This is a genomic window from Mesorhizobium sp. CA13 (assembly GCF_020165235.1).
Lineage (GTDB): Bacteria > Pseudomonadota > Alphaproteobacteria > Rhizobiales > Rhizobiaceae > Mesorhizobium.
Genome location: NZ_JAIUHS010000011.1, coordinates 153,813 through 176,179, shown reverse-complemented (window position 1 = coordinate 176,179; position 22,367 = coordinate 153,813). Strand labels below are relative to the sequence as shown.

Here is a 22,367-nt window from a genome sequence, read left to right as displayed (position 1 = left end):
CCTCGACAGCTCACCGCAGCATCGGCCAAAGCGTCGCGGCCAGCAACACGCCCATGGCGATGTTGAACCATTTCAGCCGCACTGGATCGGACAGGAAGCCGCGCAGCGCGGTACCGAACCCTGCCCACACCGAGACGCTCGGCAGGTTGACGATGGTGAAGGCAATCGAGATCAGGGCCACCGACAGGAACGGATGCTCGGGGTTGGAGTAGACGGCCATGGCGGTGATTGCCATCACCCAAGCCTTGGCATTGACCCACTGGAACGCCGCCGCCTCGATGAAACGCATCGGACGCGCCTTCGTTTCGCCTTTGCCGCTGAGCGAGCGCGACATGGCGATCTTCCAGGCAAGATAAAGGAGGTAGGCAGCGCCGGCGATCTTGAGCGCGGTGTGGAGCGCCGGGAACGCGGTCAGCACGGCGCCAAGACCCAGGCCGACCGCCAGCAGCAAGACAAGAAAGCCGATGCTGATGCCGAACATATGCGGCACGCTCCTCACCAGGCCGAAATTCACACCTGAGGCGAGCAGCATCAGATTGTTAGGCCCGGGCGTGATCGAGGTCACGAAGGCGTAGACAAGCAAGGCGAGGAATGCGTCGAGCGACATGATATCCTCCCGGATAAGCCAGTATTATTGTCTCTTTCCAACGACCGCATAAAGGCCACCCTCGGCCGGTGGCCGAGCCCCTCGTCACGCTGTGGGGAAACTGACCGGTGCTACATCCCCTGCGGGCCACGGTTCATCGCCGCCACGCCGGTGCGGCAGATCTCGACCAGGCCGAGCGGCTTCATGATGGCGATGAACTGGTCGAGCTTGGAGCCCTTGCCGGTGATCTCGAAGATGAAATGCTCGGTGTTGGCGTCGATGACGCTGGCGCGGAAGGCGTCGGCGAGCCGTAGCGCCTCGACGCGGGCCTCGCCGGTGCCGGCGACCTTGACCAGCGCCAGTTCCCGCTCCAGCGGCCGTTCCTGGCCGAATTCCTGCGAGCGCACGGTGAGGTCGACGACGCGGTGGACCGGCACGATGCGCTCGAGCTGGTGCTTGATCTGCTCCAGCACATGCGGCGTGCCGCGCGTTACGATGGTGATGCGCGACAGATGTTTCTCATGCTCGGTTTCCGAGACCGTCAGGCTCTCGATGTTGTAGCCGCGCCCGGAAAACAGGCCGATGACCCGGGCAAGCACGCCCGGCTCGTTGTCGACCAGCACGGAAAGCGTGTGGTTCTCGGGCTTTTCCGTTTCCTTGGCGATGAAATAGGCGGAGCCGGTCGGTTGTAGCTGTGCGTTCATGATGTGAATCTCGACTTCAAACTCTAGGGTCTAATCTCTGTTTACGCACGGCTTCTCGCGACAGCCCTGCCTCTGTCCGCTGCTACACCAGTTCCCTGCCCTTGGCGTCGATGGCGTTGGCCACCGCCTCGTCCGTGGCCTCGTCCGGCAAGAGCATCTCATTGTGCGCCTTGCCCGACGGGATCATCGGGAAGCAGTTGGCGAGCGTCGCCACGCGGCAATCGAACAGCACCGGTTTCCTGACCGAGATCATCTCCTTGATGGCATCGTCCAGTTCGTCCGGCTTGTCGCAGCGGATGCCGTGGCCGCCATAGGCTTCGGCCAGCTTGACGAAATCAGGCATCGCCTCGGTGTAGGAATGCGACAGCCGGTTGCCGTGCAGCAGCTGCTGCCACTGCCGCACCATGCCCATATACTGGTTGTTGAGAATGAAGATTTTGATCGGCGCGTCGAACTGCACCGCGGCACTCATCTCTTGCATCGTCATCTGCACCGAAGCGTCGCCGGCGATATCGACGACCAGCGCGTTCGGATGAGCGATCTGCACGCCGAGTGCCGCCGGCAGGCCGTAACCCATCGTGCCGAGCCCCCCGGACGTCATCCAGCGGTTCGGCTTCTCGAAATGGTAGTGCTGGGCCGCCCACATCTGGTGCTGGCCGACCTCCGTCGTGATGTAGGTGTCCATGTCCTTGGTCAGGGCGTAGAGCCGCTGGATGGCATATTGCGGCATGATCACGTCGTTGTTCATCTTATAGGCGAGCGAGTCGCGCGCGCGCCATTTGGCGATCTGCTCCCACCAGGGATAGAGCGCCTTCTTGTCGGCCTTGGCGGTCGCCCGCCACAGCCGCACGAGATCCTCCAGAACCCGGCCGACATCGCCGATAATGGGCACGTCGGTGTGGACGTTCTTGTTGATCGAGGACGGATCGATGTCGATATGGATCTTCTTCGAGTTCGGCGAGAACGCGTTGAGCCGGCCGGTGATGCGGTCGTCGAAGCGCGCACCGATGCAGATCATCACGTCGCAGTCATGCATGGCCATGTTGGCTTCGTAGGTGCCGTGCATGCCGAGCATGCCGAGCCAGTTCTTGCCCGATGCCGGATAGGCGCCGAGCCCCATCAGCGTCGAGGTGATCGGGAAGCCGGTGAGGTCGACCAGCTCGCGCAGCAGATGGCTCGCTTCCGGACCGGAGTTGATGACGCCGCCGCCGCTATAGATGATCGGTTTCCTGGCACCGGCCAACAGCTCGACCGCAGCCTTGATCTTCTCCAGATCACCCTGCACCTTCGGCTGATAGCTGGTGCGTGGCGCGGTTTGCGGAGAAACGTAAAAGCCCTTGGCGAACTGCACGTCCTTCGGGATATCGACCACGACAGGACCGGGACGGCCGGTGGTGGCGACATGGAAGGCCTCATGGATGGTTGCGGCAAGTTCGTTGACGTCCTTCACCAGCCAATTGTGCTTGGTGCAAGGGCGCGTGATGCCGACCGTGTCGCACTCCTGGAAAGCGTCCGAACCGATCAGCGAGGTCGGCACCTGGCCGGTCAGGCACACCAGCGGGATCGAATCCATCAGCGCGTCCTGCAAAGGCGTCACCGCGTTGGTCGCGCCCGGACCCGATGTCACCAGCATGACGCCTGCCTTGCCGGTCGAGCGCGCATAGCCCTCGGCCGCGTGGCCTGCGCCCTGCTCGTGCCTCACCAGGATGTGCTCGACGTCGTCCTGCTGGAAGATCTCGTCATAAATCGGGAGAACCGCGCCGCCCGGATAACCGAACACATGCTTGACGCCATTGTCCTTCAGCGCCTGCACCACCATTTCGGCGCCAGTCATTTCGCGCCGCTCGCTCTGTCCGTTGCTCATCGGTTTGGTCCCGTACTGTCCGCCATCTGGCGATTTGCTGGTCGTTTAGTCGTGTTTCAGGCAATAAAAAAGGCCCCCGAGGGAGCCTGTGTGTGCGCATGGGAGGTTTTCGCCCGGCGGTTACACCGCCTTGCCCACGCGCCTTCCTACGAGAATGAGTGCCTTTTTCATGGTGGCGAACCATAAGGGTGAAAGCGGCCGTTCGTCAATGGGGTCGATTCCGCTTTCATGGCGGCTTGCCCGGTGCATGGCACGAAGCAGGCGCACGCCGTCATTTAGACCCGGCTCGACGCCGGGTTGCTGGTCAAGCTACTGAAAACAAAGCGAACTATTTGGCGACGTGACGCGGCCCATGGTTTGCCGCGATACTGCCCGAGGCCGGACCCCAAGCTCGGCAAAGGCAGCTCGCAACGAGGCCGATCAACAAAAACGCGGAGGAAACTGATGCTCGACAAGGCCCCGAACAGGAAGCTTTCCGACCTTCTAGAACGATTTGGCGCGGCCCTCGCCGCCGGCGACATCGACAAGGCGGTCGAATGCTTCCAGGAAGATTGTTATTGGCGCGACCTCGTCACCTTCACCTGGAACATCAAGACCATGGAAGGCCGCTATCAGGTGCGTGACATGCTGGAAAGCCAGCTGTCGAAGACGAAGCCCTCGCATTTTGCGATCGCCAGGGGCGAGGACGCGACCGAGGCGAACGGGGTGATCGACGGCTGGATCAGCTTCGAGACCGACGTGGCGCGCGGCTTCGGCCATATCAGGTTGAAGGACGGCAAGATCTGGACGCTGCTGACCACAATGGTCGAGCTGAAAGGGCATGAAGAGCCGGCCGGCTTCGCCCGGCCGATGGGCGCCAAGCACGGCTCCGGCAAGAACCGCCCGACCTGGAAGGAAGAGCGCGAAAAGGAAGCGGCCGAGCTTGGCTTCAAGACGCAGCCCTATACGGTCATCATCGGCGGCGGCCAGGGCGGCATCGCGCTTGGCGCGCGGCTCCGGCAGCTCGGCGTGCCGACGATCATCATCGAGAAGAATGAACGTGCCGGCGACAGCTGGCGCAAGCGCTACAAGTCGCTCTGCCTGCACGATCCGGTATGGTACGATCATTTGCCCTACATCGATTTTCCCCGGAACTGGCCGGTGTTCTCGCCCAAGGACAAGATCGGCGACTGGCTGGAAATGTACACCAAGGTGATGGAACTGAATTACTGGTCCTCAACCGAGGCCAAGAGCGCTTCCTATGACGAGGAGAAGAAGGAATGGACGGTTGTCGTCCGCCGCGACGGCAAGGACATCACGCTGAAGCCGAAGCAGCTGGTGCTGGCGACCGGCATGTCAGGCCGTCCCAACCTGCCGAAGTTCAAGGGCATGGAGAATTTCAAGGGCGATCAGCACCACTCCTCGAAGCACCCCGGCCCCGACCAATACGCCGGCAAGAAGGTCGTCGTCATCGGCTCGAACAATTCCGCGCACGACATTTGCGCGGCACTGTGGGAAGCCGGCGTCGACGTCACCATGGTGCAGCGCTCGACCACCCACATCGTCAGATCCGACACGCTGATGGACATCGGGCTTGGCGCTCTCTACTCGGAGCAGGCGGTGCAGAATGGTATGACCACCGCCAAGGCCGACCTTATCTTTGCCTCCCTACCTTACAAGATCCTGCACGAGTTCCAGATTCCGCTCTATGAGAAGATGAAGGAGCGCGACGCGGCATTCTACAAGGGCCTGGAAAAGGCCGGCTTCATGCTCGACTGGGGCGACGATGGCTCCGGCCTGTTCATGAAATATCTCAGGCGTGGCTCCGGCTACTATATCGATATCGGCGCTTCGCAGTTGATCATCGACGGCGCCATCAAACTCAAGAGCGGCGTCGACGTGGCCGAGATCAAAGAACATTCCATCCTGCTCAGCGATGGCACCGAACTGCCGGCGGACGTCATCGTCTACGCCACCGGCTACGGCTCGATGAATGGCTGGGCGGCCGAGTTGATCTCAAAGGAGGTTGCCGACAAGGTCGGCAAATGCTGGGGGCTCGGCTCGAACACCACCAAGGACCCCGGCCCATGGGAAGGTGAGCAGCGCAACATGTGGAAGCCGACGCAGCAGGAGGCGCTCTGGTTCCATGGCGGCAACCTGCACCAATCACGCCATTATTCGCAGTTCCTGTCGCTGCAGTTGAAGGCGAGGCACGAAGGCATTGCGACGCCCGTCTATGGGCTGCAGCAGGTTCACCACAAGGCATAAGCCCGTTGTGGCGGCAAACAGCCGAGGGAGGCGCGGTTTGGACCGCACCTCCCTTTCCCGAGCACATCGGGGCATTTTCTGATCAAGGCACCGATCGCGCAACTGACCGGTGCCGGAGCAGGATTTCCGCCAATGGCTGCTGTCGCGTCTCGGCGAGCCGTCTCCGGCATGAGGTCATCGGCCGATGCGCTTCCAGTAGATGAGCGTGCCGGTCAGCCCGCCATGGGGCTTCAATGCATAGTCCGGTATTTCCCCGGTCAGCGTGAAGCCCAGCCTCTCATAGAGCCCGGACGCCCCCTCTTCGGTCGCCGTATCCAGAACCAGAAGTGTGCGGCCCCTCTCCACCGCAAGGGACTCGGCCACTTGCATCAGGCGGGTCGCCACGCCTTTGCCTCGACGATCGAGGCGCGTCATCAGCTTGGCGATCTCGGCCCGGTGCGGCTGGTTGGGCGGACAGTCGAGCAGCAGCGTGACCGTGCCGACCAGCGTGTCTGCCTCCCACGCGCCAAGCACCACCCGCTCGCCTCTTGCGGCCGCCGTCAGCGACGTGTCCCAGAACCTGCGGGCGGTTTCCGGCGCCAGCGGATGCATGAAGCTCACCGACCCGCCCGCGGCAACCGTTTCGACCAGAAGATCGCCAAGCAACGCCTGTGTTCGCGCGTCCTGCGTCAACATTCTGATCTCGATGGAATGCATGCTCGTTCTGCCTGGCTGAGATGGAAGGATCGATACGGTCGAACTGGCGTCAATCGAAAGCGCTGAATCGCCTTCGCTTGCGTGCCGCCTTGATCGCGGCGATGCGTTCGGTGTCCTCTTCCTGAAGGTGGCGTCCACGCTCGAGGAGCTCGAGCGTGTATTCCTCATAGGTGAGTCCCAGCCGTTCCGCCTTGTCCACGCGCATCAAAATGACGTCGCGGCTCGGTGCTTTCCACGCCTTGGCATGCGCGGCCTGCCAGGCCAGGAAAACATAAGGATCGCCCTTGCCCCATGGCGGTCCCTTGTAGTCGTCGAGCGGCGGTCCCCCATTGTGGGAGCGCTTCGGACGTCTCGCGGCCATGATGTCAGCCCTTGACCAGCGCGACGAGGTAGTCGGCGCCCGCCTCGAGTGCATGGAAGGTGCAGTCCGACGGCGCGCCGAGCGCCAGACAGTCGCCGGGCTCGAGCCTGTGCACCAGATCGCCCTCGGTGAATTCGAGCCGTCCGGAGATCAGCCATATCTGCTGTTTGATGAAAGCGTAGGACGCCGCGGGCAGGCTGACCTTGGCGCCCGCCGGCAGATGAACCCTGATCAGTTCGAGCGGCATGTCGCCGGCCGGCGAAAGATGCCGCCTGACATAGCCGGTGTCGGGATCGCGCCAGACGGGCTGCGCGTCAGCCCGCAGCAAGCCCCCACCCTGCAATTCCGCGCGTGCGATAAGGGTCGACAGCGTCATGCCGAAGGCGGCGGCGATCCGCACCAGGAGCGCTGCCGTCGGGCTGGTCATGCCGCGCTCGATCGTGCTCAGCATGGCTTTGGAGACGCCGGAGCGCTCGGCGACCTCGGCCAGGGACCAGTCCCGTATCGTCCTCTCGGCGTGTATCCGTCTGCCGATTGTCGAGGAGATGTCGTTCGCTATATCGTCCATTCGTCTATTATAACGAAAACCGATCGCTGGAAAAGAGCCTTGTCGCGACAATTTTCGCCGGCTTCTTAATCCTCCCTACACCATCCGGCCACACTCGACCTTAACCCCGTTCCTGTAGGCTTCGACGTGAGGGAAAATGGGGATGGCCTGTCCATGTATGTCGAACGCGAAGCCTCGGTCGGAGAACCGACATCGCAGGAGCGCCGCAACGCCGAACAGAACGACAGGCGCATCCTGGGCAATGTCGTGCAATGCGACGGCGCGCGGGCCACCATCAGCGCCTTTGCGGACGACGTCGACGGCGCGGTGACCGGCCTGTGGACGGTCGGCAAGATGATCTCGGTCAATCTCGGCACGACGCGCACCGTCGGCCTGGTCTATGCGATCGGCAAGTCGGATCGCGCCTGGAACAGCGAAGGCCAGAACGCCATCGAGGTCAGCATCGAGCTGATCGGCGAAGTGCGCGACGGCGCCGAACCCGGCTCCAAGCCGATCTTCGACCGCGGCATCACCACCTATCCCCATATCGGCGCCATCGCGCACCGCATCCGCAGCCGTGACCTGCAGGCCGTCTACGATCTCGCCGGGCGTCATTCGATCACCATCGGCTCGCTGTCGCAGGACGAGGCGATCGCTGCCAACATCGCCATCGACGACACGCTGGCGCGCCACTTTGCCATTGTCGGCACCACCGGCGTCGGCAAGTCCACCGCCGTCTCGCTGCTGCTGCGCAAATCGATCGCGGCGCGGCCGGATCTGCGCATCCTGATCCTCGATCCGCACAATGAATTCGCCGCATCGCTGCCCGAATATTGCGTCAAGGTTGATTCCAAGACGCTCGACCTTCCGTTCTGGATGTTCCGGCTCGAGGAGTTCGCCGAGGTTCTGTTTCGCGGCCGCGAGACCGTGCCCGACGAGATCGATGCGCTGCGCGACCTCATTCCGCTCGCCAAAAACCTCTATCGCAACCCCAATTCCGGTGCCTATCTCAGGCGCGGCAGCGATGCGCTGACCGCCGATACGCCAGTGCCCTACCGCATTGCCGATCTGCTCAAGCAGATTGACGAGCGTATGGGCATGCTCGAAAGCAAGAACGAGCGCCCGACGCTCAAATCGCTGAAGACGCGCATCGAATCGGCGGCAGCCGATCCGCGCTACCGTTTCATGTTCAACTCGCGCCTGATCGAGGACACCATCCACGAGACGATCGGCAACATCTTCCGCGTGCCGCATAACGGCCGCCCGGTGACCTGTTTCGAAATGGCCGGCATGCCGTCCGAAGTGGTCAATTCCGTCTGTTCGGTGCTGGCGCGCCTGGCGTTCGACCTTGCGCTGTGGAGCGAGGGCAAGCTGCAGCTCCTATTGCTGTGCGAAGAAGCGCATCGCTACATGCCGGCCGATGCGCGCCTCGGCTTCGCGCCGACAAGGCACGCGCTGTCGCGCATTGCCAAGGAAGGCCGCAAATATGGCTGCTATCTCGGCGTCGTCACCCAGCGCCCGGGCGAACTCGACCCGACCATCCTGTCGCAGTGCTCGACCTTTTTCGCCATGCGGCTCGCCAATGAGCAGGACCAGGCGATCATCCGCTCGGCCATCGCCGACTCGTCCGCCTCCACGCTTGCTTTCCTGTCGTCCATGGGCCAGCGCGAAGCGATCGCCTTCGGCGAAGGCGTGGCGACGACGATGCGGCTGAAGTTCGAGAGACTGCCGGCTGAACTGATCCCCGGCACGGCCAAGCGCGAACAAGCCATGTCGTCGAAAACCGGCGACGATGTCGATCTGGTGACGATCGTGGAACGGCTTCGCAACGTTCCAAAGCCGCAGCAGCAGGCGATGGCCTTTGCCGAAGTGGTCGATTCTGGCCGCCAGGCTGGCGATCCCGACTACCGCAAGCCGCCGGCCGCACGCGTGCAATCGGACGATGATTTCGACATGCGCTACGGCCTCAAGCCCGCCACATTCGGCATGCGCCCCCAGAACGATTGAGCCTGCAAGCTCTCTGATGACCGGCCGGGAAGCCGCACACAAGCTTCCAAGGGCTTCACATCTCGAACCAGCTTGGTTAAATCCCGAAAAGGGAATTCATCAGGCCGGATTGGATGGCGTGGTTTTCGAGAAGCCGGAGCGGAGCGGACATTCAGTCCGTGAGCGCCGGAAGTCGAGAAAGCCGCGTCAGGCAACCGGCCTCATGAATTCTTCTTCGGGATTTCAGGCGCAGACGCGGTTGCGGCCCTGCCTCTTGGCCTCGTAGAGCTGGCGGTCGGCGCGGCGATAGAATTCTTCCGCCGTCTCTTTGCGGTCCCAGACGGCAAGGCCGACGCTGGTGGTGATCTTGAGCCGGACATTGCCCGAGAGAACCGACATGTTGGCGATCGCCTTGCGGATGCGCTCGGCGAATTTCGACAACAATTCCGCCTCCATGTTGGGTGTGACCACGGCGAATTCCTCACCGCCCAATCGCGCCACCACGTCATGGTAGCGCGTCATGTCCTTGAGACAGCTGGCGACGGCCTTCAGTACCTCGTCGCCGACGTCGTGGCCATGTGTATCGTTGACCTGCTTGAAATGATCGAGGTCGAGGATCATCAGCCCGACGGGTTTCTCGATGCGTTTGAACTCTTCGAGATATTCCTTCAGCGCGTCGTCGAAATAGCGCCGGTTCTGCATGCCGGTCAGGCTGTCTGTCAGCGCCGCATGTTCGAACGTCTCGGAGCGGGCGCTCAGCGACACGGTCATGGCGCGCAGCTTGCCTTCCTCCGTCGCCTGCTTGCGGATCAGCGGGTAGATGAAGAAGATGCCGAAGAACAGCGCGGTCGCGAGCAGCACGCCCGTCGCGAAAAGCAGCTTGTTGAGGTAGATGACCTTGTCCAGGCCGGCGGCCGTGTGCAGTTCGGTGGCAAAGGATTGCAGCAGTCCATAGGCATGCAGCGTCACCAGGCCGGCGGCCAGGATCACGAAGATAAAGACGAAAAACGCCGATTCCGCCTTGTGGAAACGCATCTGCTCCCCGATGGAAAAATGCCCATCGACCTTATGGCATGGCGGGCCTTACGGAGGGTTAATTTCGACAACCACAACGAGAACCTTTCCGTGAAGGATCAGCTTTCTAGGTTGCATTAGCAACAAGCGTTTGGATTGTGGTTTCGATATCGTCACCAGGGTGCAATCTTTGCCATTCCGGTCCTAGCTGGTGCCGAAACCAGGTCGTCTGCCGCTTGGCATATTGCCTGGTTGCGATCTTGGCGCGCTCGATCGCCTCGGGAAAACCAGATTGTCCGGCCATTGCCGCTTGCAGTTCACGAACGCCGATCGCCTTCATCGCCGGCAATTGCGGATCGAGACGAAGCGATGCGATTTCCCTGACTTCGTCCAGCGCGCCCTTGGCCAGCATCTGGTCGAAACGCCTTTCGATGCGTCCGACCAGAGCGGCCCGGTCCGGCTCGATGACGAAGAAGCGAGCCGTCTGTCTGTCGATGAGCGGCCGGCCCCGCGCGGCCTGCCAGTCCAGGATGGAGCGGCCGGAAGCGTCGAGCACTTCGAGCGCCCGCACGATGCGCTGGCTGTCGGTCGGCTTCAACTGGGTGGCAGCCCTGGAATCCTCTCGCAGCAGGATGCCATGCAGTTTGACGGCGCCTTGCTCCTTCAACTCGTAGCGCCAACGGTCGCGCACCTGCCGCGGAATGTCGGGCATTTCCGAAATGCCCTCGGCCAGCGCGCGAAAGTAAAGGCCGGTGCCGCCGACGAAGATCGGTCGCCGCGAGAGCGCGCCGTCTTCGATCAGCTTCGTCACGTCGCGCAGCCATGCGCCGGTCGAGTAGGCGATGCCGGGATGGACATGCCCATAGAGATAATGCGGTGCCCGAGCGAGGTCGGCCGCCTCCGGTCGGGCGGTCAACACGTCGAGAACCGAATAGGCCTGCATGGAATCGGTGTTGACGATCACGCCGCCGGCACGTTCGGCCACATCGAGCGCCAGCGCCGACTTGCCGCTGGCGGTCGGCCCGGCTATCAGGATCGCGTTCTTCACGCGGCCTTCGCCCGCATCCGCACCGGAATTATCGATGCCGCTTGTTGCCACGCTTGTTTCCCATCCCGCCGATCGTGCCTTGTCGCCATCGCTTGCGAATATGGCCTCACGGTCGGTGGGCGCAAGCACTGTTCGCTGGCTGGCCGAAGACATTGCCTGCGATCTCGCACTGCCGGCGAGTACGCAAGCCGACGAGGCGACCGCCGGTCTGCGCGCGGCGCTGGCCGCCGAGCCGATCGACGTGATCGTCCAGCAGTCGGCAACGCGCCGCAAGAAGATCCTCATCGCCGATATGGATTCGACCATGATCGACCAGGAATGCATCGACGAGTTGGCCGACGAGATCGGCGTCAAGGAGCACGTCGCGGCGATCACCGCACGATCGATGAATGGCGAGATCGCCTTCGAGCCCGCCCTGCGCGAGCGCGTGGCGTTGCTCAAGGGGCTCGATGCGGCCGTGGTCGATCTGATCGTTGCCAACCGGTTGACATTGGCCTCCGGCGGCCGCGCGCTAGTGCAGACGATGCGGGCCAACGGCGCCTGGACCGCACTGGTCTCGGGCGGCTTCGAGGTCTTCACCTCACGCATCGCCGCCATGCTCGGCTTCCATGAAAACCGCGCCAACCGCCTGCTCGAACAGGATGGCTTCTTTGCCGGACTGGTCGGCGAGCCGATCCTCGGCCGCGCCGCCAAGGCCGAGGCCCTGATCGAGATCACGGCGCGTCTCGGCCTCACCCCGGCCGATGCCATCGCTGTCGGCGACGGGGCCAACGATCTCGACATGATCCGCCTTGCCGGCACCGGTGTTGCGCTGCATGCCAAACCGATGGTGGCCGCACAGGCAAAGGTTCGCATCGACCATGGCGACCTGACCGCATTGCTCTATCTGCAAGGCTATAGGCAGGAAGAATTCGTGCAATGAAGCCGATGCGCACCGAACGCCTGATCCTGCGCAACTGGGAGGATCGCGACCGCGAGCTGTTCCACCGCATCAATTCCGACGAAGGCGTGATGGAGTTCTTCCCCTTCCGTCGCGACCGTGCCGCAGCCGACGCCAAGATGGACGAATTGCGGGCCATCATCGATCGGGACGGCTATGGCTTCGCCGCCGCCGAGATCGCCGCGTCAGGTCAATGCATCGGCTTTGTCGGGATCACCGGGACCGACCATCTGCCATTTCTACCCGCCGGCACCATCGAGATCGGCTGGCGACTGGCGCCCGAATTCTGGGGCAAGGGCTATGTCACGGAAGCTGCCGAGGCATGGCTGGCCTACGGCTTCGAAAAACTCGGCCTTGGCGAGATCGTCTCCTTCGCGGTCGCGAACAACCACCGCTCGACCGCCGTCATGCAACGCCTTGGCATGACAGCCGATCCATCCGCCGATTTCGACTATCCCGACACTCCCGACAGCCACTCCGCGCTCAAGCGGCATGTGTTCTACAGGCTGACGAACAAGGATTGGCGGGCAAGAAAAAGGGCGGCTCGCTAACCGCCCTCCTCAATCAGATTGTTGCAGGCTGTGCCGGATTCAATCCATCCGGATGGTCACAAACCTCAGCTCACCGGTCTTGGACGCCAGCATCAGCAGTGCGTTCTTGCGTCCCTGCTCCTTCAGCGCGCCGATCCGATCCATCACATCCTTGGGCGTGGCGACCGATTCCTGCGCGATTTCGGTGATCACCTCGCCCGGCTGGATGCCGCGTTCAGCCGCGGCCGAGTCCTTGGCGACATCGGTGATGACGACGCCCGAAACATCGGCGGCGATGCTGAACTTCTTGCGCGTATCGTCGTTCAGTTCGCCGACGGTCATGCCGAGCACTGAGGCCGTCGAAACCGCCGGCGCCTTGTCGCCCTTGTCCTGGTCGGTGTTGCCGTTTTCGCCGCTGGCGAGCTTCTCGCTGTCCTCGAGCCGGCCGAGTGTTACCTTCACCGTCTGCTCGACACCCTTGCGCACGATCAGCACGTCGACCGCCTTGCCGACCGGGCTCTCCGCGACCACACGCGGCAGGTCGCGCATTTCGTGGATGTCCTTGCCGTCGAACTTGATGATGACGTCGCCGGCCTGGATGGTGCCGTTGTCGACCGGTCCACCCTTGATGACGCCGGCGACCAGCGCGCCCTTGGCGGTCGCCATGCCGAGGCTCTCGGCAATATCATCGGTCACCGGCTGGATGCGCACGCCAAGCCAGCCGCGCCGCGTTTCGCCATATTGGCGCAGTTGCTCGACAACTCCCGATGCGAGCTGCGAGGGGATGGAGAAGCCGATGCCGATCGAGCCGCCGGACGGCGAAATGATCGCGGTGTTGATGCCGATGACCTCGCCGGCGCTGTTGAACAGCGGCCCGCCCGAATTGCCGCGGTTGATCGCGGCATCGGTCTGGATGAAGTCGTCATAGGGGCCCGAATTGATGTCGCGGTTACGCGCCGAGACGATGCCGACCGTGACCGTGCCGCCGAGGCCGAACGGATTACCGATCGCCATCACCCAGTCGCCGACGCGCATCTTGGTGGAATCGCCGAACTTCACCGCCGTCAGCTTGTGGCCCTTCGGATCAACCTTGAGCACCGCGACATCGGTCTTGGTGTCGGTGCCGACCAGCGTCGCCTTCAGCGTGACTCCATCGGAGAAATTGACCTCGATGTCGTCGGCATCGGCGATGACATGGTTGTTGGTGACGACGATGCCCTGCTCGGCGTCGATGACGAAACCCGAGCCGAGCGATTGCACTTTCTGCGAGCCATTGTCCTTGTCGCCGCCGCGGTTCTTGAAGAAATCGTCGAAGAAATCCTGGAATGGCGAGCCTTCGGGGAGCTGCGGCATCGGCACCGCGCCCGGACCTTCCGTGCCCTTCACCGTCTGCGAGGTCGAGATGTTGACCACCGCGCCGAGCAGGCCTTGCGCCAGGTCGGCCACCGAAGCAGGCCCATCGGCGGCCATTGTCGGCGTCACGAAGGCTGGGACGGCCACGGTGCCCAGAAGAAGCGCTGCCGCGCCGGCGACGAAAGTGCGTCGAGCCGCGCGCAAAAGGGTGTTGGATGTCATCGAGAAGCCTCCCGGCATTTCTGAAAGAGAAAAGCGCTTCGACGAAAACGCCGTGTCGCGCCATGATGGCAAGAAATAAGGCACGTTTGCGGCTGTGGCTATCGGCAGAGTGTAAATCCCGCGTTATTGCGCAAACCGCCGCTCCTATCCGCCGCGAACCAGCCAGACGACGCCGACGCCGGCTCCGATCGCCACCAGCCCGGCAATCCGCAATGCATTCTCCGGCAATGACAGCACCTCGCCCGCCAGCTTCCTGGCGAAGCCGGGAAAGCCGCCATAGACTAGGCCCTCGATGACGAGGATCAGGCCTATTGCCGCGAAGAAATCCTGCACCGGCCGCTACTGGCCGGTGCTGGGCGATACCGCGGGCGCCGTCGCCGGCGCTGCAGGTGCCGGCTGCGGAGCCGCCGGCTTTGCCGGCGTCTCCTTGCCATCAGGATCGCGGAAGAAACGGAAGAACTCCCAATTCGGCGACAGCACCATTGTCGTGCCGGTGTTGTCCAGCGCCGTGCCATAGGCGTTCATCGACCGGTAGAAGTCGAAGAACGCCGGATCGCGCTGATAGGCCTCGGCGAAGGTGGCGCTGCGCTGCGCCTCGCCCTCGCCGCGCAGGATTTCGGACTCCTTCTGCGCTTCCGCGATGATCTCGACCACCTCACGGTCGGCGCGGGCCTTGATGCGCTGCGCCGCCTCATTGCCGCGCGCCCTCAGCCTTTCGGCCTCGGCCAGACGTTCGGCCTTCATGCGATCGAAGGTCTGCTGCGAGACTTCGGCAGTGAGGTCGGTGCGGCGGATGCGGACATCCTCGATCTGCAGGCCGAGCGAGGTGGCGTCGGGCCGTAGCTGATCGCGCACTTCGCGCATCATCACCGCGCGCTCCTCCGAAAGGGCGGCCTCGAAGTCGCGCAGACCGTAGACCCGGCGCAAGGCAGCGTCGAGACGCGTCCTCAGCCGCGCTTCGGCCAGCTCGATCTGGCCGGATACCGCGGCACGGAAGACACGCGGATCCGAGATTCGGTAGGCGATGAAGGCATCGACCTCATAGAACTTGCCGCCTGACACCTGGACGCGGATGTTGTCGAGGTCGAAGCGCAGCACCCGGTTCTCGATCAGCTGCACCGTGTCGGCGTCGAAGAACGAGAACGGCGCCTTGAAGTAGATGCCGGGTTCGGTCTTGACGTCGACGATCTCGCCGAACCTCAGCACCAGCGCCTGCTGGCGCGCATTGACCACGAAGACCGACGAATAGATGAGGAACAGGATGACCGCCGCGATGACGACGATGACAGGGAGACGGTTGGCCATCACTGGTTACCTCCCGTCGTCGCGCCAAGGGGGGCCGGAGCCGGCGCTTTCTGCTGCAATGCCGGCAGCGGCAGATAGGGGACAACCCCCTGCCCGTTGCCTTGCTCGACGATCACCTTACCGGAGTCCTTCAGCACCTTCTCCATCGTTTCCAGGTAAAGCCGCTTGCGCGTCACATCAGGCGCCTTGGCATATTCGTCATAGACGGAGATGAAGCGCTGGGCCTCACCTTCGGCCTCCTGCACCACCCGGTTCTTGTAGGCGGCCGCGTCTTCGCGGACCTGTGCGGCCTCGCCGCGAGCCTGGCCGAGCTTCTGGTTGGAGTACTGGTTGGCCTGCTCGACGAACTTATCCTCGTCCTGCTCGGCGCGCTGCACCTCATCGAAGGCGTCGGCGACCTCACGCGGCGGCGCCGCGTCCTCGATCGAGATGGCGTTGACCTGGAGCCCGGCCTTGTAGCCGTCGAGCGTGGTCTGGATGATCTCGCGTACCGAAGCCGCTATGCCCTGGCGGTCGTCACGGAAGATGTCCTGCGCCGGCCTGCGGCCGACGGCCTCGCGCATCGCGCTTTCGGCGACCTGCCGCAGCATGCCGTCCGGGTCGGAGACGTCGAACAGATAGGCGCGGGGATCGGAGACCTGATAGGCGACCGAGAACTGCACGTTGACGATGTTCTGGTCGCCCGAAAGCATCAGCCCCGACGTGTTGCCGCTGGACGCGCCACCGCCAATGTCGACGAGCTGCTCGGAAATCTTGGCCGTTTCTACGGTTTCGAGCGGCCACCAGTGGAAATGCAGGCCGGGCTGCGACAGTTCGGCCTTCGGCTTGCCGAAGCGCAGCTCGACCGCGACCTCGTCGGGCTGCACGGTATAGACCGCCTGGAACGCCCACAGCACGACCAGCGCCGCGCCGATCAGCCCGAATATGGCCGGACTGGCGCCGCCACCGCCGGGCAGCGCGCGCCGCAGCCTGTCCTGGCCACGGCGGATGATATCCTCGAGGTCGGGAGGCGAGCCTTGCGGGCCGCTTGGCCCCTTCGGTCCCTGCCCCCAAGGCCCCTGATTATTGCCGCCGCCGCCCCATGGGCCGCCGCCACCGCCACCTTTGTCGTTCCAGGGCATGAATGTCCTTTCGCTTGGAATTCCCTCAAGCGCCGGTGCTGTGGCGCAAATCCAGTCTTGTTCTTCTATAGGGACGCCACCGTGCGCTTTCAACGCGATGCTCTGCCGGCATCATCGGTTTTGGGCCGGTCGCGACCCTTTGTCGTCTTAAAACGCCTTTTTTCTTTCAATGGCTCTCGCGGCGTCGCTCGTAAACAGTATAGCGCGTCGCGTGGCTGTCCTTTTCGCCGGCTGGGATCTCCTGCGAACTGACTTCGCGCCAGCGTTTCGGATCGATCGGCGGGAAATGCGCATCGCCGTCGACAGCGGCCAGCACATGGGTGACGTGCAGCCGGTCGGCCAGCGGCAGCGCTTGCGCATAAATCTCGCCGCCGCCGATGACGCAGACCTCATCCACCCCGCTCATGCAACGCCCACGCACATCAGCCAGCTGGATCGCGTTCTCAAGCGTATGCGCCACTTCCACGCCGTCAGCGCGCCAGGCCTTGTCGCGGGTTACGACGATGTTGAGCCTGCCCGGCAGCGGCCGGCCGATGCCTTCATAGGTCTTGCGGCCCATGATGATGGGCTTGCCCATCGTATCTGCCTTGAAGCGCTTGAGATCGGTGGAAAGCCGCCAGGGCAGCCCTCCGTCCCGCCCGATGACGCCGTTCTCGGCGATGGCGACATAGATTGCCACGTGCATCAGTTGCCGTTCCCGTTGTCCGTTGGATCGAGGATGAGGATGTCGATGTCGCGCTCGGGATAGAAATCCTCAGCCGTCATCTCGAAGCTCGTCGGCCCGACCTTCCTAACATTGTCGCCGCAGAACGAGACCAGCGCTTTGGGGTTGCCCTTGTCGACGGTCAGCTTGAACTTGCCGATGCTGCCCGCCGCCCAGTTGCCGCCGGTGGTCAGGATATAGGCGATGCGGCTTTCGTAATATTTGGGGTAGCCGTCGGGATCGTTCTTGGCAGCCTTGCGCACCGCGCTCTCGAACGTGTCATCCATGCAGTAGCGGGTCTTGTAGGTAGCGTACTGCCCCTGGAACTTGCCGTCGTAGAAGAAGCTGACCGACGAGGTGCCGCCGACGCTCGGTTTGTAGCGGTGCGAGACATGGACGTCCTTGTTGGCCGGAAAGGTCGAGCGCCACCAATAGGTCGAGCGCAATTGCCAGAACGGTGCATAATTGGGTTTCGCGCCAGCGCTGTCATCGACAGTGTCCTCGATGATGATGCCGCGGGTGACCCAATCGTCGGCCACCGTTTGCGGCAATTTCGTGAGCGCCGCCTTTGCCGCTTCACCAAATGGGTTGAAAGGCACGTTCTGCGCCTTCAGGTCGGCACCGATGTCGATGCCGAGCGCGAACGCCTTCTGCTCGAGCTCAGGCTTTGCTGCCACGCCATCGATCGTCACCTCGAAGCCGAGGAAATTGTCGCTCTGGTTTTCGGGGATCGCCGGCATCTCCTCGGGATCGCCGGAGATGTCGGGCATTGGGAAGGCGACGATCGCGTCGACGTCCTTGTCGGTGTTGTTGTGGAAGACGTAGTCCACGGTCACCTTTTCCGGCGAGATGAAGAGCTCCTCGCTCTGCATCGCCACGGCATCGCTGCGCGACAGGACCAAGCCGCCGGTGCCGAGCTCGGCAACAGAATCATTGGCGAACGCGGGTGCGGCCGACAAGGCCAGCACCGTGGTCAGAACATATCGCAACATGAAAGCCCCTCGGCGAGAATGTCGCGATGACCCTAGCGGTTTCAACGTGGCGTTTCAAAGCCCTTCCGCATCCGCGCCACGCCAGTCTGGACTAAAGGGTTGCGATCGGGCAGGAGTTCGCGTCATGCGCAAGCTTCTCGTCATCGGCATCGGCGCCGGCAATCCCGACCATATGACCGTGCAGGCCATATCAGGCCTCAATCGGGCCGACGTGCTGTTCATCCCCGACAAGGGTGCGAAGAAGAACGATCTTGCCGAACTGCGCCGTCACATCTGCGACCGTTTCGTCACCAACCCGAATTCCCGCCGCGTGGAATTCGACGTGCCCGTGCGGGCCGAACCAGCGCCTTCCTATCGCTCGACTGTCGATGACTGGCACGAGGTGATCGCGGCCATCTATGAAGACCTGATCCGCGACGAGATCGCCGAGGACGGCTGCGGCGCCTTCCTGATCTGGGGCGACCCCTCGCTCTACGACAGCGCGCTGCGCATCCTGGAGCGCGTGCGCCTCAGGGGCAACGTCGCCTTTGAACTGGAAGTTATTCCCGGCATCACGGCCATCCAAGCGCTCGCCGCCAGCCACGCGACGGCGTTGAACCGTATTGGCGATTCGATCCTCATCACCACCGGCCGCCGGCTGACGGATGAAGGCATGCCGCAGAATGCCGGCAGCGCCGTCGTCCTGCTCGACGGCAAATGCGCCTTCAACACGCTCGCCGACCGGGACCTTTTCATCCAATGGGGCGCCTATCTCGGCACGCCGGACGAAATCATCGTCTCCGGCCGCCTCGGCGATGTCGGCGCCGAAATCGAAAGAATCCGCGAGGAAGCCCGCCGGAAGAAGGGCTGGATCATGGACACCTATTTGCTGCGGAAGGGAGGGGAGTAAAATTCCAACGCGCCGAGTTGGTCTGCCCTACTGCCCTACTGCCCTACTGCCCTACTGCCCTACTGCCTTACTGCCTTACTCTCTACCCCGCCTCAATCTCCGCCTGCAACGCCTCCATATGCGTCGCGGCCGCCGAAGCCGCCGCTCGTTCGATGGCGCGGAAACGGCTGACCACGGCCAGGCCCACCGCCGTCAGTTGCGCGCCGCCGCCCTTCCGGCCGCCGGTCTGCGCGGCCACCAGCGGCTTGCCGAACACCCGGTTCATGTCTTCGACCAGGTCCCAGGCATGCTTGTAGGACATCTCCATGCCGCGCGCGGCGGCCGAGATCGAACCGAAGGCGGCGATTTGCTCCAGCAATTCGATCTTGCCCGGCCCGATGCGCCCGTCGGGGTCAAAGTTTATCCGCAAGCTCAGCGACGGCATTTTCTTCCTCCGCGATCACGCCCGCCATGTTAGAGCGTCCTTGGCGGCCTCGCTATTCCAAATCGATATAGCGCAGAGACCCGCTCGTCGTCTCAGCCGTCCGCCTGCGCGGGGAGCCCGCCCCCGGTGTTCGCCTGGTCGAAACTCACCGTCTTGATCACGGCGAAGACCTGTCCGCCGAGCCGCAGCTTCAGAACCTGCCGCGATTGTTCGGTGACCCGTGCCAGCACGGTCGCGCCGTTGCAGTCGATACCGATCTCGACCGTCGGCCCCTCGCCCGGCCTGATCGCGACGATCGTGCCGGCCAGGATGTTGAGCGCGCTGAGACCCGACGGCCGTTCGGTGGCGATCATGACGTCGCGGGCGCGGACGCGGACACGCACCGGCGCGCCCACCATCGCCGCCAGCTTGGGCACGCGTATCTCGCCGGCATTCGAGCCAAGCACCGTCATGCCGAAAACCTCGTCATGATGAAGTACGCTGGTGTCCAGCACCGCGCCGCCCTCGCCGCGCTCTTCCGCCGGCAGAAGGTCCGGCCTTTGCATGACAGCCGTGGTCGGGCCACTGGCGACAACCTTGCCTTGCGCCAGCATCACCACGTCGCTCGCCAACCGCGCCACCTCGGCGATCGAATGGCTGACATAGACGATCGGGATCTTCGTCTCGTCGCGCAGCCGCTCGACATAGGGCAGGATTTCGGCCTTGCGCGCCTCGTCGAGCGAGGCCAGCGGCTCGTCCATCAGCAACAGCCGGGGGCTGGCGAGCAGCGCCCGGCCGATCGCGACGCGCTGTCTCTCGCCGCCCGAGAGCCTTGCCGGGCGCCGCGGCAGCAGCGGCTCGATGCCAAGCAATTCGACGACGGCGTCGATCTCGGCATAACGCTCCGCCGCCGGCGTGAACCAGCGGCCATAACGCAAATTGCTCGCCACGCTCATATGCGGAAACAGGCGCGCGTCCTGGAACACCATGCCGATCCGGCGCCTGTGCTTCGGCACGAAAATACCCTTGGCCGTGTCGACCAGCACACGGCCATCGACCTCGATGCGTCCCTGGTCGGGCCGGATCAGCCCGGCAATCATATTGATCAGCGTGGTCTTGCCCGAACCGGAGGGCCCGAACAGCGCCGTCAGCCGCCCGGCGCTCTCGAAGCGGATGTCGAGATGGAAATCGCCTAGCCGATGGCGGATGTCGACAAGGACCGTCATTCGATGTCCATCCGCCGGCCGACGCGCCGCGCCAACACTTCCGAGGCCACCAGGGCGGTCATCGAGATGACGATCGAGATCAGCGTCAGCCGAAGCGCGCCGGCATCGCCGCCCGGCACCTGGGTGAACGTGTAGATTGCCGACGGCAGCGTCTGCGTCTCGTTCGGGATGTTGGAGACGAAGGTGATCGTCGCTCCGAACTCGCCCATCGCCTTGGCGAAGGAGAGGATGGCACCGGCGATCAGCCCGGGCAGGATCAGCGGCAAGGTGATGGTGCCGAACACCCATGGCGGGTTGGCGCCGAGCGTTCCGGCCGCCGCCTCCATCTTGCGGTCGACGGCCTCGATCGACAATCGGATCGCCCGCACCATCAGCGGAAAACCCATGACGCCGCAGGCAAGAGCCGCACCCGTCCAGCGAAAGGAAAAGACGATGCCGAAATGCTCGGCCAGGAATGCGCCGGCCGGCCCGCGCTTGCCGAAGGTCAGAAGCAGGAGATAGCCGGTCACCACGGGCGGCAGGATCAGCGGCAGATGCACCAGCCCGTTGAGCAGCGTCTTGCCCCAGAAACGGCCGCGCGCCAGGAGCAGCGCTATCGCTATGCCCGGCGGCAGGCTGGCGATCATCGCCACTGTCGCCACCTTGATGGACAGCCGGACCGCATTCCATTCGTCGGGAGTGAGGTCCAGCAGCCAGTTCATGCGCAGGTGGCTATCCTAGTTGACGGGCGCAAGGACCGAGAAACCCTGCTCCTTGAACAGATCCGATGCCTTTGCCGTCCGCAGGCACTTCAGGAAGGCAGGCGTGTCCTTGTCCTTCGAATCCGCGGTCTGGGCAACCGGATAGATGATCGGCGGATGCGAATCCTCGGGGAAAACACCAACCACCTTGACGCCCTTTTCGGCATGCGCGTCCGTGGCGTAGACGATGCCGAGAGCCGCTTCGCCCGTCGAGACCAGCTTGAGTGCCGCACGCACATTCTCGGCCTGCGCCACCTTGCCCTCAACCGAGGACCAGACGCCGAGCGATTGAAGGGCGGCCTTGCCGTATTTGCCGGCCGGCACAGCCTTGAAGTCGCCCATGGCGAGCTTGCCGTCGCCGACCAGCCTGGCCAGATCAAAACCCTTTTCGATCTTGGCTTCAACGGCCGAATCCTTCGGGGCCACCAGCACGATCTGGTTGCCGAGCAGCTTCACTTCGGTATGGGGCTTGGTCAGCTTCCTGTCGGAAAGATACTTCATCCAGTCGAGATCGGCCGAGATGAAGACGTCCGCCGGCGCGCCGCTTTCGATCTGTTTGGCGAGCGCCGAACTCGCCGCGTAGGAGATGGTCGCCGCTTCGCCGACATCAGCCGCGCAGGCTTTGTTGACCGCGTCGAGCGCGTCCTTGAGGCTGGCGGCCGCAAACACCACCACCTGGTCTTGCGCGCGAGCCGCCGACACTGCCGCCGTCCACGCCGCCGCGAAGCCGCCAATGGCGACCGCCGCCACTGCAAAACCGTTGCGCGTCATGAAACTCTCCCTGAGTTGACATTCGGCCTGCTCGAAGTCTGCCATCCGATATATCCGGATGAATATAACAAAGAAAGGTTTTTCGCCCAGCGTCGCCATTGAATGCGCGGCGTCATCGC

At 63.4% G+C, this 22,367-nt stretch carries 23 protein-coding genes; 5 read left to right on the top strand and 18 right to left on the bottom strand.

The annotated features are described in order from the left end of the window. Nucleotides 1–10: 10 nt before the first annotated feature. The 3 genes from LB566_RS23140 to LB566_RS23130 form a co-directional block, all read right to left on the bottom strand. Entirely contained in the window at nt 11–607 is a 597-nt protein-coding gene (locus LB566_RS23140) for a LysE family translocator (protein ID WP_140553558.1), read from the bottom strand. A 110-nt stretch (nt 608–717) separates the two neighbouring features. Further along, complete coding sequence (gene ilvN, locus LB566_RS23135) at nt 718–1,290, bottom strand: acetolactate synthase small subunit (RefSeq protein ID WP_023676680.1); 573 nt, start codon at nt 1,288–1,290, stop codon at nt 718–720. Between the two features lie 82 nt (nt 1,291–1,372). Beyond that, the gene (locus LB566_RS23130) at nt 1,373–3,154 is read right to left on the bottom strand and encodes an acetolactate synthase 3 large subunit (protein ID WP_140553557.1); all 1,782 of its coding nucleotides are present in this window, start codon (nt 3,152–3,154) and stop codon (nt 1,373–1,375) included. 444 nt (nt 3,155–3,598) lie between these two features. Between LB566_RS23130 and LB566_RS23125 the strand changes: the two genes are divergently transcribed. Then, a complete protein-coding gene (locus LB566_RS23125) occupies nt 3,599–5,401 on the top strand; it encodes an NAD(P)/FAD-dependent oxidoreductase (protein WP_224627375.1) in 1,803 nt (600 codons plus the stop codon). A gap of 174 nt (nt 5,402–5,575) precedes the next feature. Here LB566_RS23125 and LB566_RS23120 read toward each other — a convergent pair whose 3' ends face one another. The 3 genes from LB566_RS23120 to LB566_RS23110 are packed head-to-tail and all read right to left on the bottom strand — an operon-like array spanning nt 5,576 to nt 7,026. Continuing rightward, nucleotides 5,576–6,097 (bottom strand): GNAT family N-acetyltransferase, encoded by a 522-nt coding sequence (locus tag LB566_RS23120; protein ID WP_224627373.1) that lies wholly within the window; start codon nt 6,095–6,097, stop codon nt 5,576–5,578. Nucleotides 6,098–6,146: 49 nt separating this feature from the next. Beyond that, nucleotides 6,147–6,458: a hypothetical protein gene (locus LB566_RS23115; RefSeq protein WP_224627371.1), complete on the bottom strand. Its 312-nt coding sequence runs from the start codon at nt 6,456–6,458 to the stop codon at nt 6,147–6,149. A gap of 4 nt (nt 6,459–6,462) precedes the next feature. Beyond that, on the bottom strand, nt 6,463–7,026 hold the full coding sequence (locus tag LB566_RS23110; protein WP_224627369.1) for an XRE family transcriptional regulator: 564 nt from the start codon (nt 7,024–7,026) through the stop codon (nt 6,463–6,465). 153 nt (nt 7,027–7,179) lie between these two features. Between LB566_RS23110 and LB566_RS23105 the strand changes: the two genes are divergently transcribed. Beyond that, nucleotides 7,180–9,012, top strand: coding sequence for an ATP-binding protein (locus tag LB566_RS23105; protein WP_140553686.1), 1,833 nt, complete (start codon nt 7,180–7,182; stop codon nt 9,010–9,012). Nucleotides 9,013–9,234: 222 nt separating this feature from the next. On the opposite strand, the gene LB566_RS23100 is transcribed toward LB566_RS23105, so the two are convergent. Together LB566_RS23100 and miaA are read right to left on the bottom strand one after the other, a co-directional pair. Continuing rightward, the gene (locus tag LB566_RS23100) at nt 9,235–10,026 is read right to left on the bottom strand and encodes a GGDEF domain-containing protein (protein ID WP_140553549.1); all 792 of its coding nucleotides are present in this window, start codon (nt 10,024–10,026) and stop codon (nt 9,235–9,237) included. 106 nt (nt 10,027–10,132) lie between these two features. After that, nucleotides 10,133–11,104 (bottom strand): tRNA (adenosine(37)-N6)-dimethylallyltransferase MiaA, encoded by a 972-nt coding sequence (gene miaA / locus LB566_RS23095; RefSeq protein WP_224627367.1) that lies wholly within the window; start codon nt 11,102–11,104, stop codon nt 10,133–10,135. On the opposite strand from miaA, the gene serB reads away from it, so the two are divergent. Together serB and LB566_RS23085 are read left to right on the top strand one after the other, a co-directional pair. Then, nucleotides 11,088–11,975: a phosphoserine phosphatase SerB gene (gene serB, locus LB566_RS23090; RefSeq protein ID WP_224627365.1), complete on the top strand. Its 888-nt coding sequence runs from the start codon at nt 11,088–11,090 to the stop codon at nt 11,973–11,975. The genes miaA and serB overlap by 17 nt on opposite strands. Then, complete coding sequence (locus tag LB566_RS23085; protein WP_224627363.1) at nt 11,972–12,544, top strand: GNAT family N-acetyltransferase; 573 nt, start codon at nt 11,972–11,974, stop codon at nt 12,542–12,544. Before serB ends, LB566_RS23085 begins: the two co-directional genes overlap by 4 nt. Nucleotides 12,545–12,583: 39 nt before the next feature. On the opposite strand, the gene LB566_RS23080 is transcribed toward LB566_RS23085, so the two are convergent. The 6 genes from LB566_RS23080 to LB566_RS23055 form a co-directional block, all read right to left on the bottom strand. Next, nucleotides 12,584–14,098 carry a DegQ family serine endoprotease gene (locus LB566_RS23080; RefSeq protein WP_140495341.1) on the bottom strand — a complete coding sequence of 505 codons (1,515 nt, stop codon included), beginning with the start codon at nt 14,096–14,098 and terminating at the stop codon, nt 12,584–12,586. Nucleotides 14,099–14,242: 144 nt separating this feature from the next. Beyond that, on the bottom strand, nt 14,243–14,431 hold the full coding sequence (locus tag LB566_RS23075) for a DUF2065 domain-containing protein (RefSeq protein ID WP_224627361.1): 189 nt from the start codon (nt 14,429–14,431) through the stop codon (nt 14,243–14,245). 6 nt (nt 14,432–14,437) lie between these two features. Then, on the bottom strand, nt 14,438–15,403 hold the full coding sequence (gene hflC, locus LB566_RS23070) for a protease modulator HflC (RefSeq protein WP_224627360.1): 966 nt from the start codon (nt 15,401–15,403) through the stop codon (nt 14,438–14,440). Continuing rightward, the gene (gene hflK, locus LB566_RS23065) at nt 15,403–16,524 is read right to left on the bottom strand and encodes an FtsH protease activity modulator HflK (RefSeq protein WP_140495337.1); all 1,122 of its coding nucleotides are present in this window, start codon (nt 16,522–16,524) and stop codon (nt 15,403–15,405) included. Before hflK ends, hflC begins: the two co-directional genes overlap by 1 nt. A gap of 166 nt (nt 16,525–16,690) precedes the next feature. Next, the gene (locus LB566_RS23060; RefSeq protein ID WP_224627358.1) at nt 16,691–17,209 is read right to left on the bottom strand and encodes a dihydrofolate reductase; all 519 of its coding nucleotides are present in this window, start codon (nt 17,207–17,209) and stop codon (nt 16,691–16,693) included. After that, on the bottom strand, nt 17,209–18,219 hold the full coding sequence (locus tag LB566_RS23055; RefSeq protein WP_224627347.1) for a DUF4424 domain-containing protein: 1,011 nt from the start codon (nt 18,217–18,219) through the stop codon (nt 17,209–17,211). Before LB566_RS23055 ends, LB566_RS23060 begins: the two co-directional genes overlap by 1 nt. Before the next feature lie 124 nt (nt 18,220–18,343). Between LB566_RS23055 and cobF the strand changes: the two genes are divergently transcribed. Further along, nucleotides 18,344–19,108, top strand: coding sequence for a precorrin-6A synthase (deacetylating) (gene cobF, locus LB566_RS23050; protein ID WP_224627346.1), 765 nt, complete (start codon nt 18,344–18,346; stop codon nt 19,106–19,108). An 82-nt stretch (nt 19,109–19,190) separates the two neighbouring features. Here the strand turns inward: cobF and LB566_RS23045 are convergent, their stop codons facing one another. From LB566_RS23045 to modA, 4 genes are all read right to left on the bottom strand, one after another. Continuing rightward, nucleotides 19,191–19,532 carry a winged helix-turn-helix domain-containing protein gene (locus tag LB566_RS23045; protein ID WP_224627344.1) on the bottom strand — a complete coding sequence of 114 codons (342 nt, stop codon included), beginning with the start codon at nt 19,530–19,532 and terminating at the stop codon, nt 19,191–19,193. A gap of 92 nt (nt 19,533–19,624) precedes the next feature. Continuing rightward, entirely contained in the window at nt 19,625–20,737 is a 1,113-nt protein-coding gene (gene modC / locus LB566_RS23040; protein ID WP_224627341.1) for a molybdenum ABC transporter ATP-binding protein, read from the bottom strand. After that, nucleotides 20,734–21,438, bottom strand: a complete 705-nt coding sequence (modB, locus tag LB566_RS23035) for a molybdate ABC transporter permease subunit (protein WP_224627339.1) — start codon at nt 21,436–21,438, stop codon at nt 20,734–20,736. Before modB ends, modC begins: the two co-directional genes overlap by 4 nt. A gap of 15 nt (nt 21,439–21,453) precedes the next feature. Next, nucleotides 21,454–22,248 carry a molybdate ABC transporter substrate-binding protein gene (gene modA, locus LB566_RS23030; protein ID WP_224627641.1) on the bottom strand — a complete coding sequence of 265 codons (795 nt, stop codon included), beginning with the start codon at nt 22,246–22,248 and terminating at the stop codon, nt 21,454–21,456. Nucleotides 22,249–22,367 lie beyond the last annotated feature (119 nt).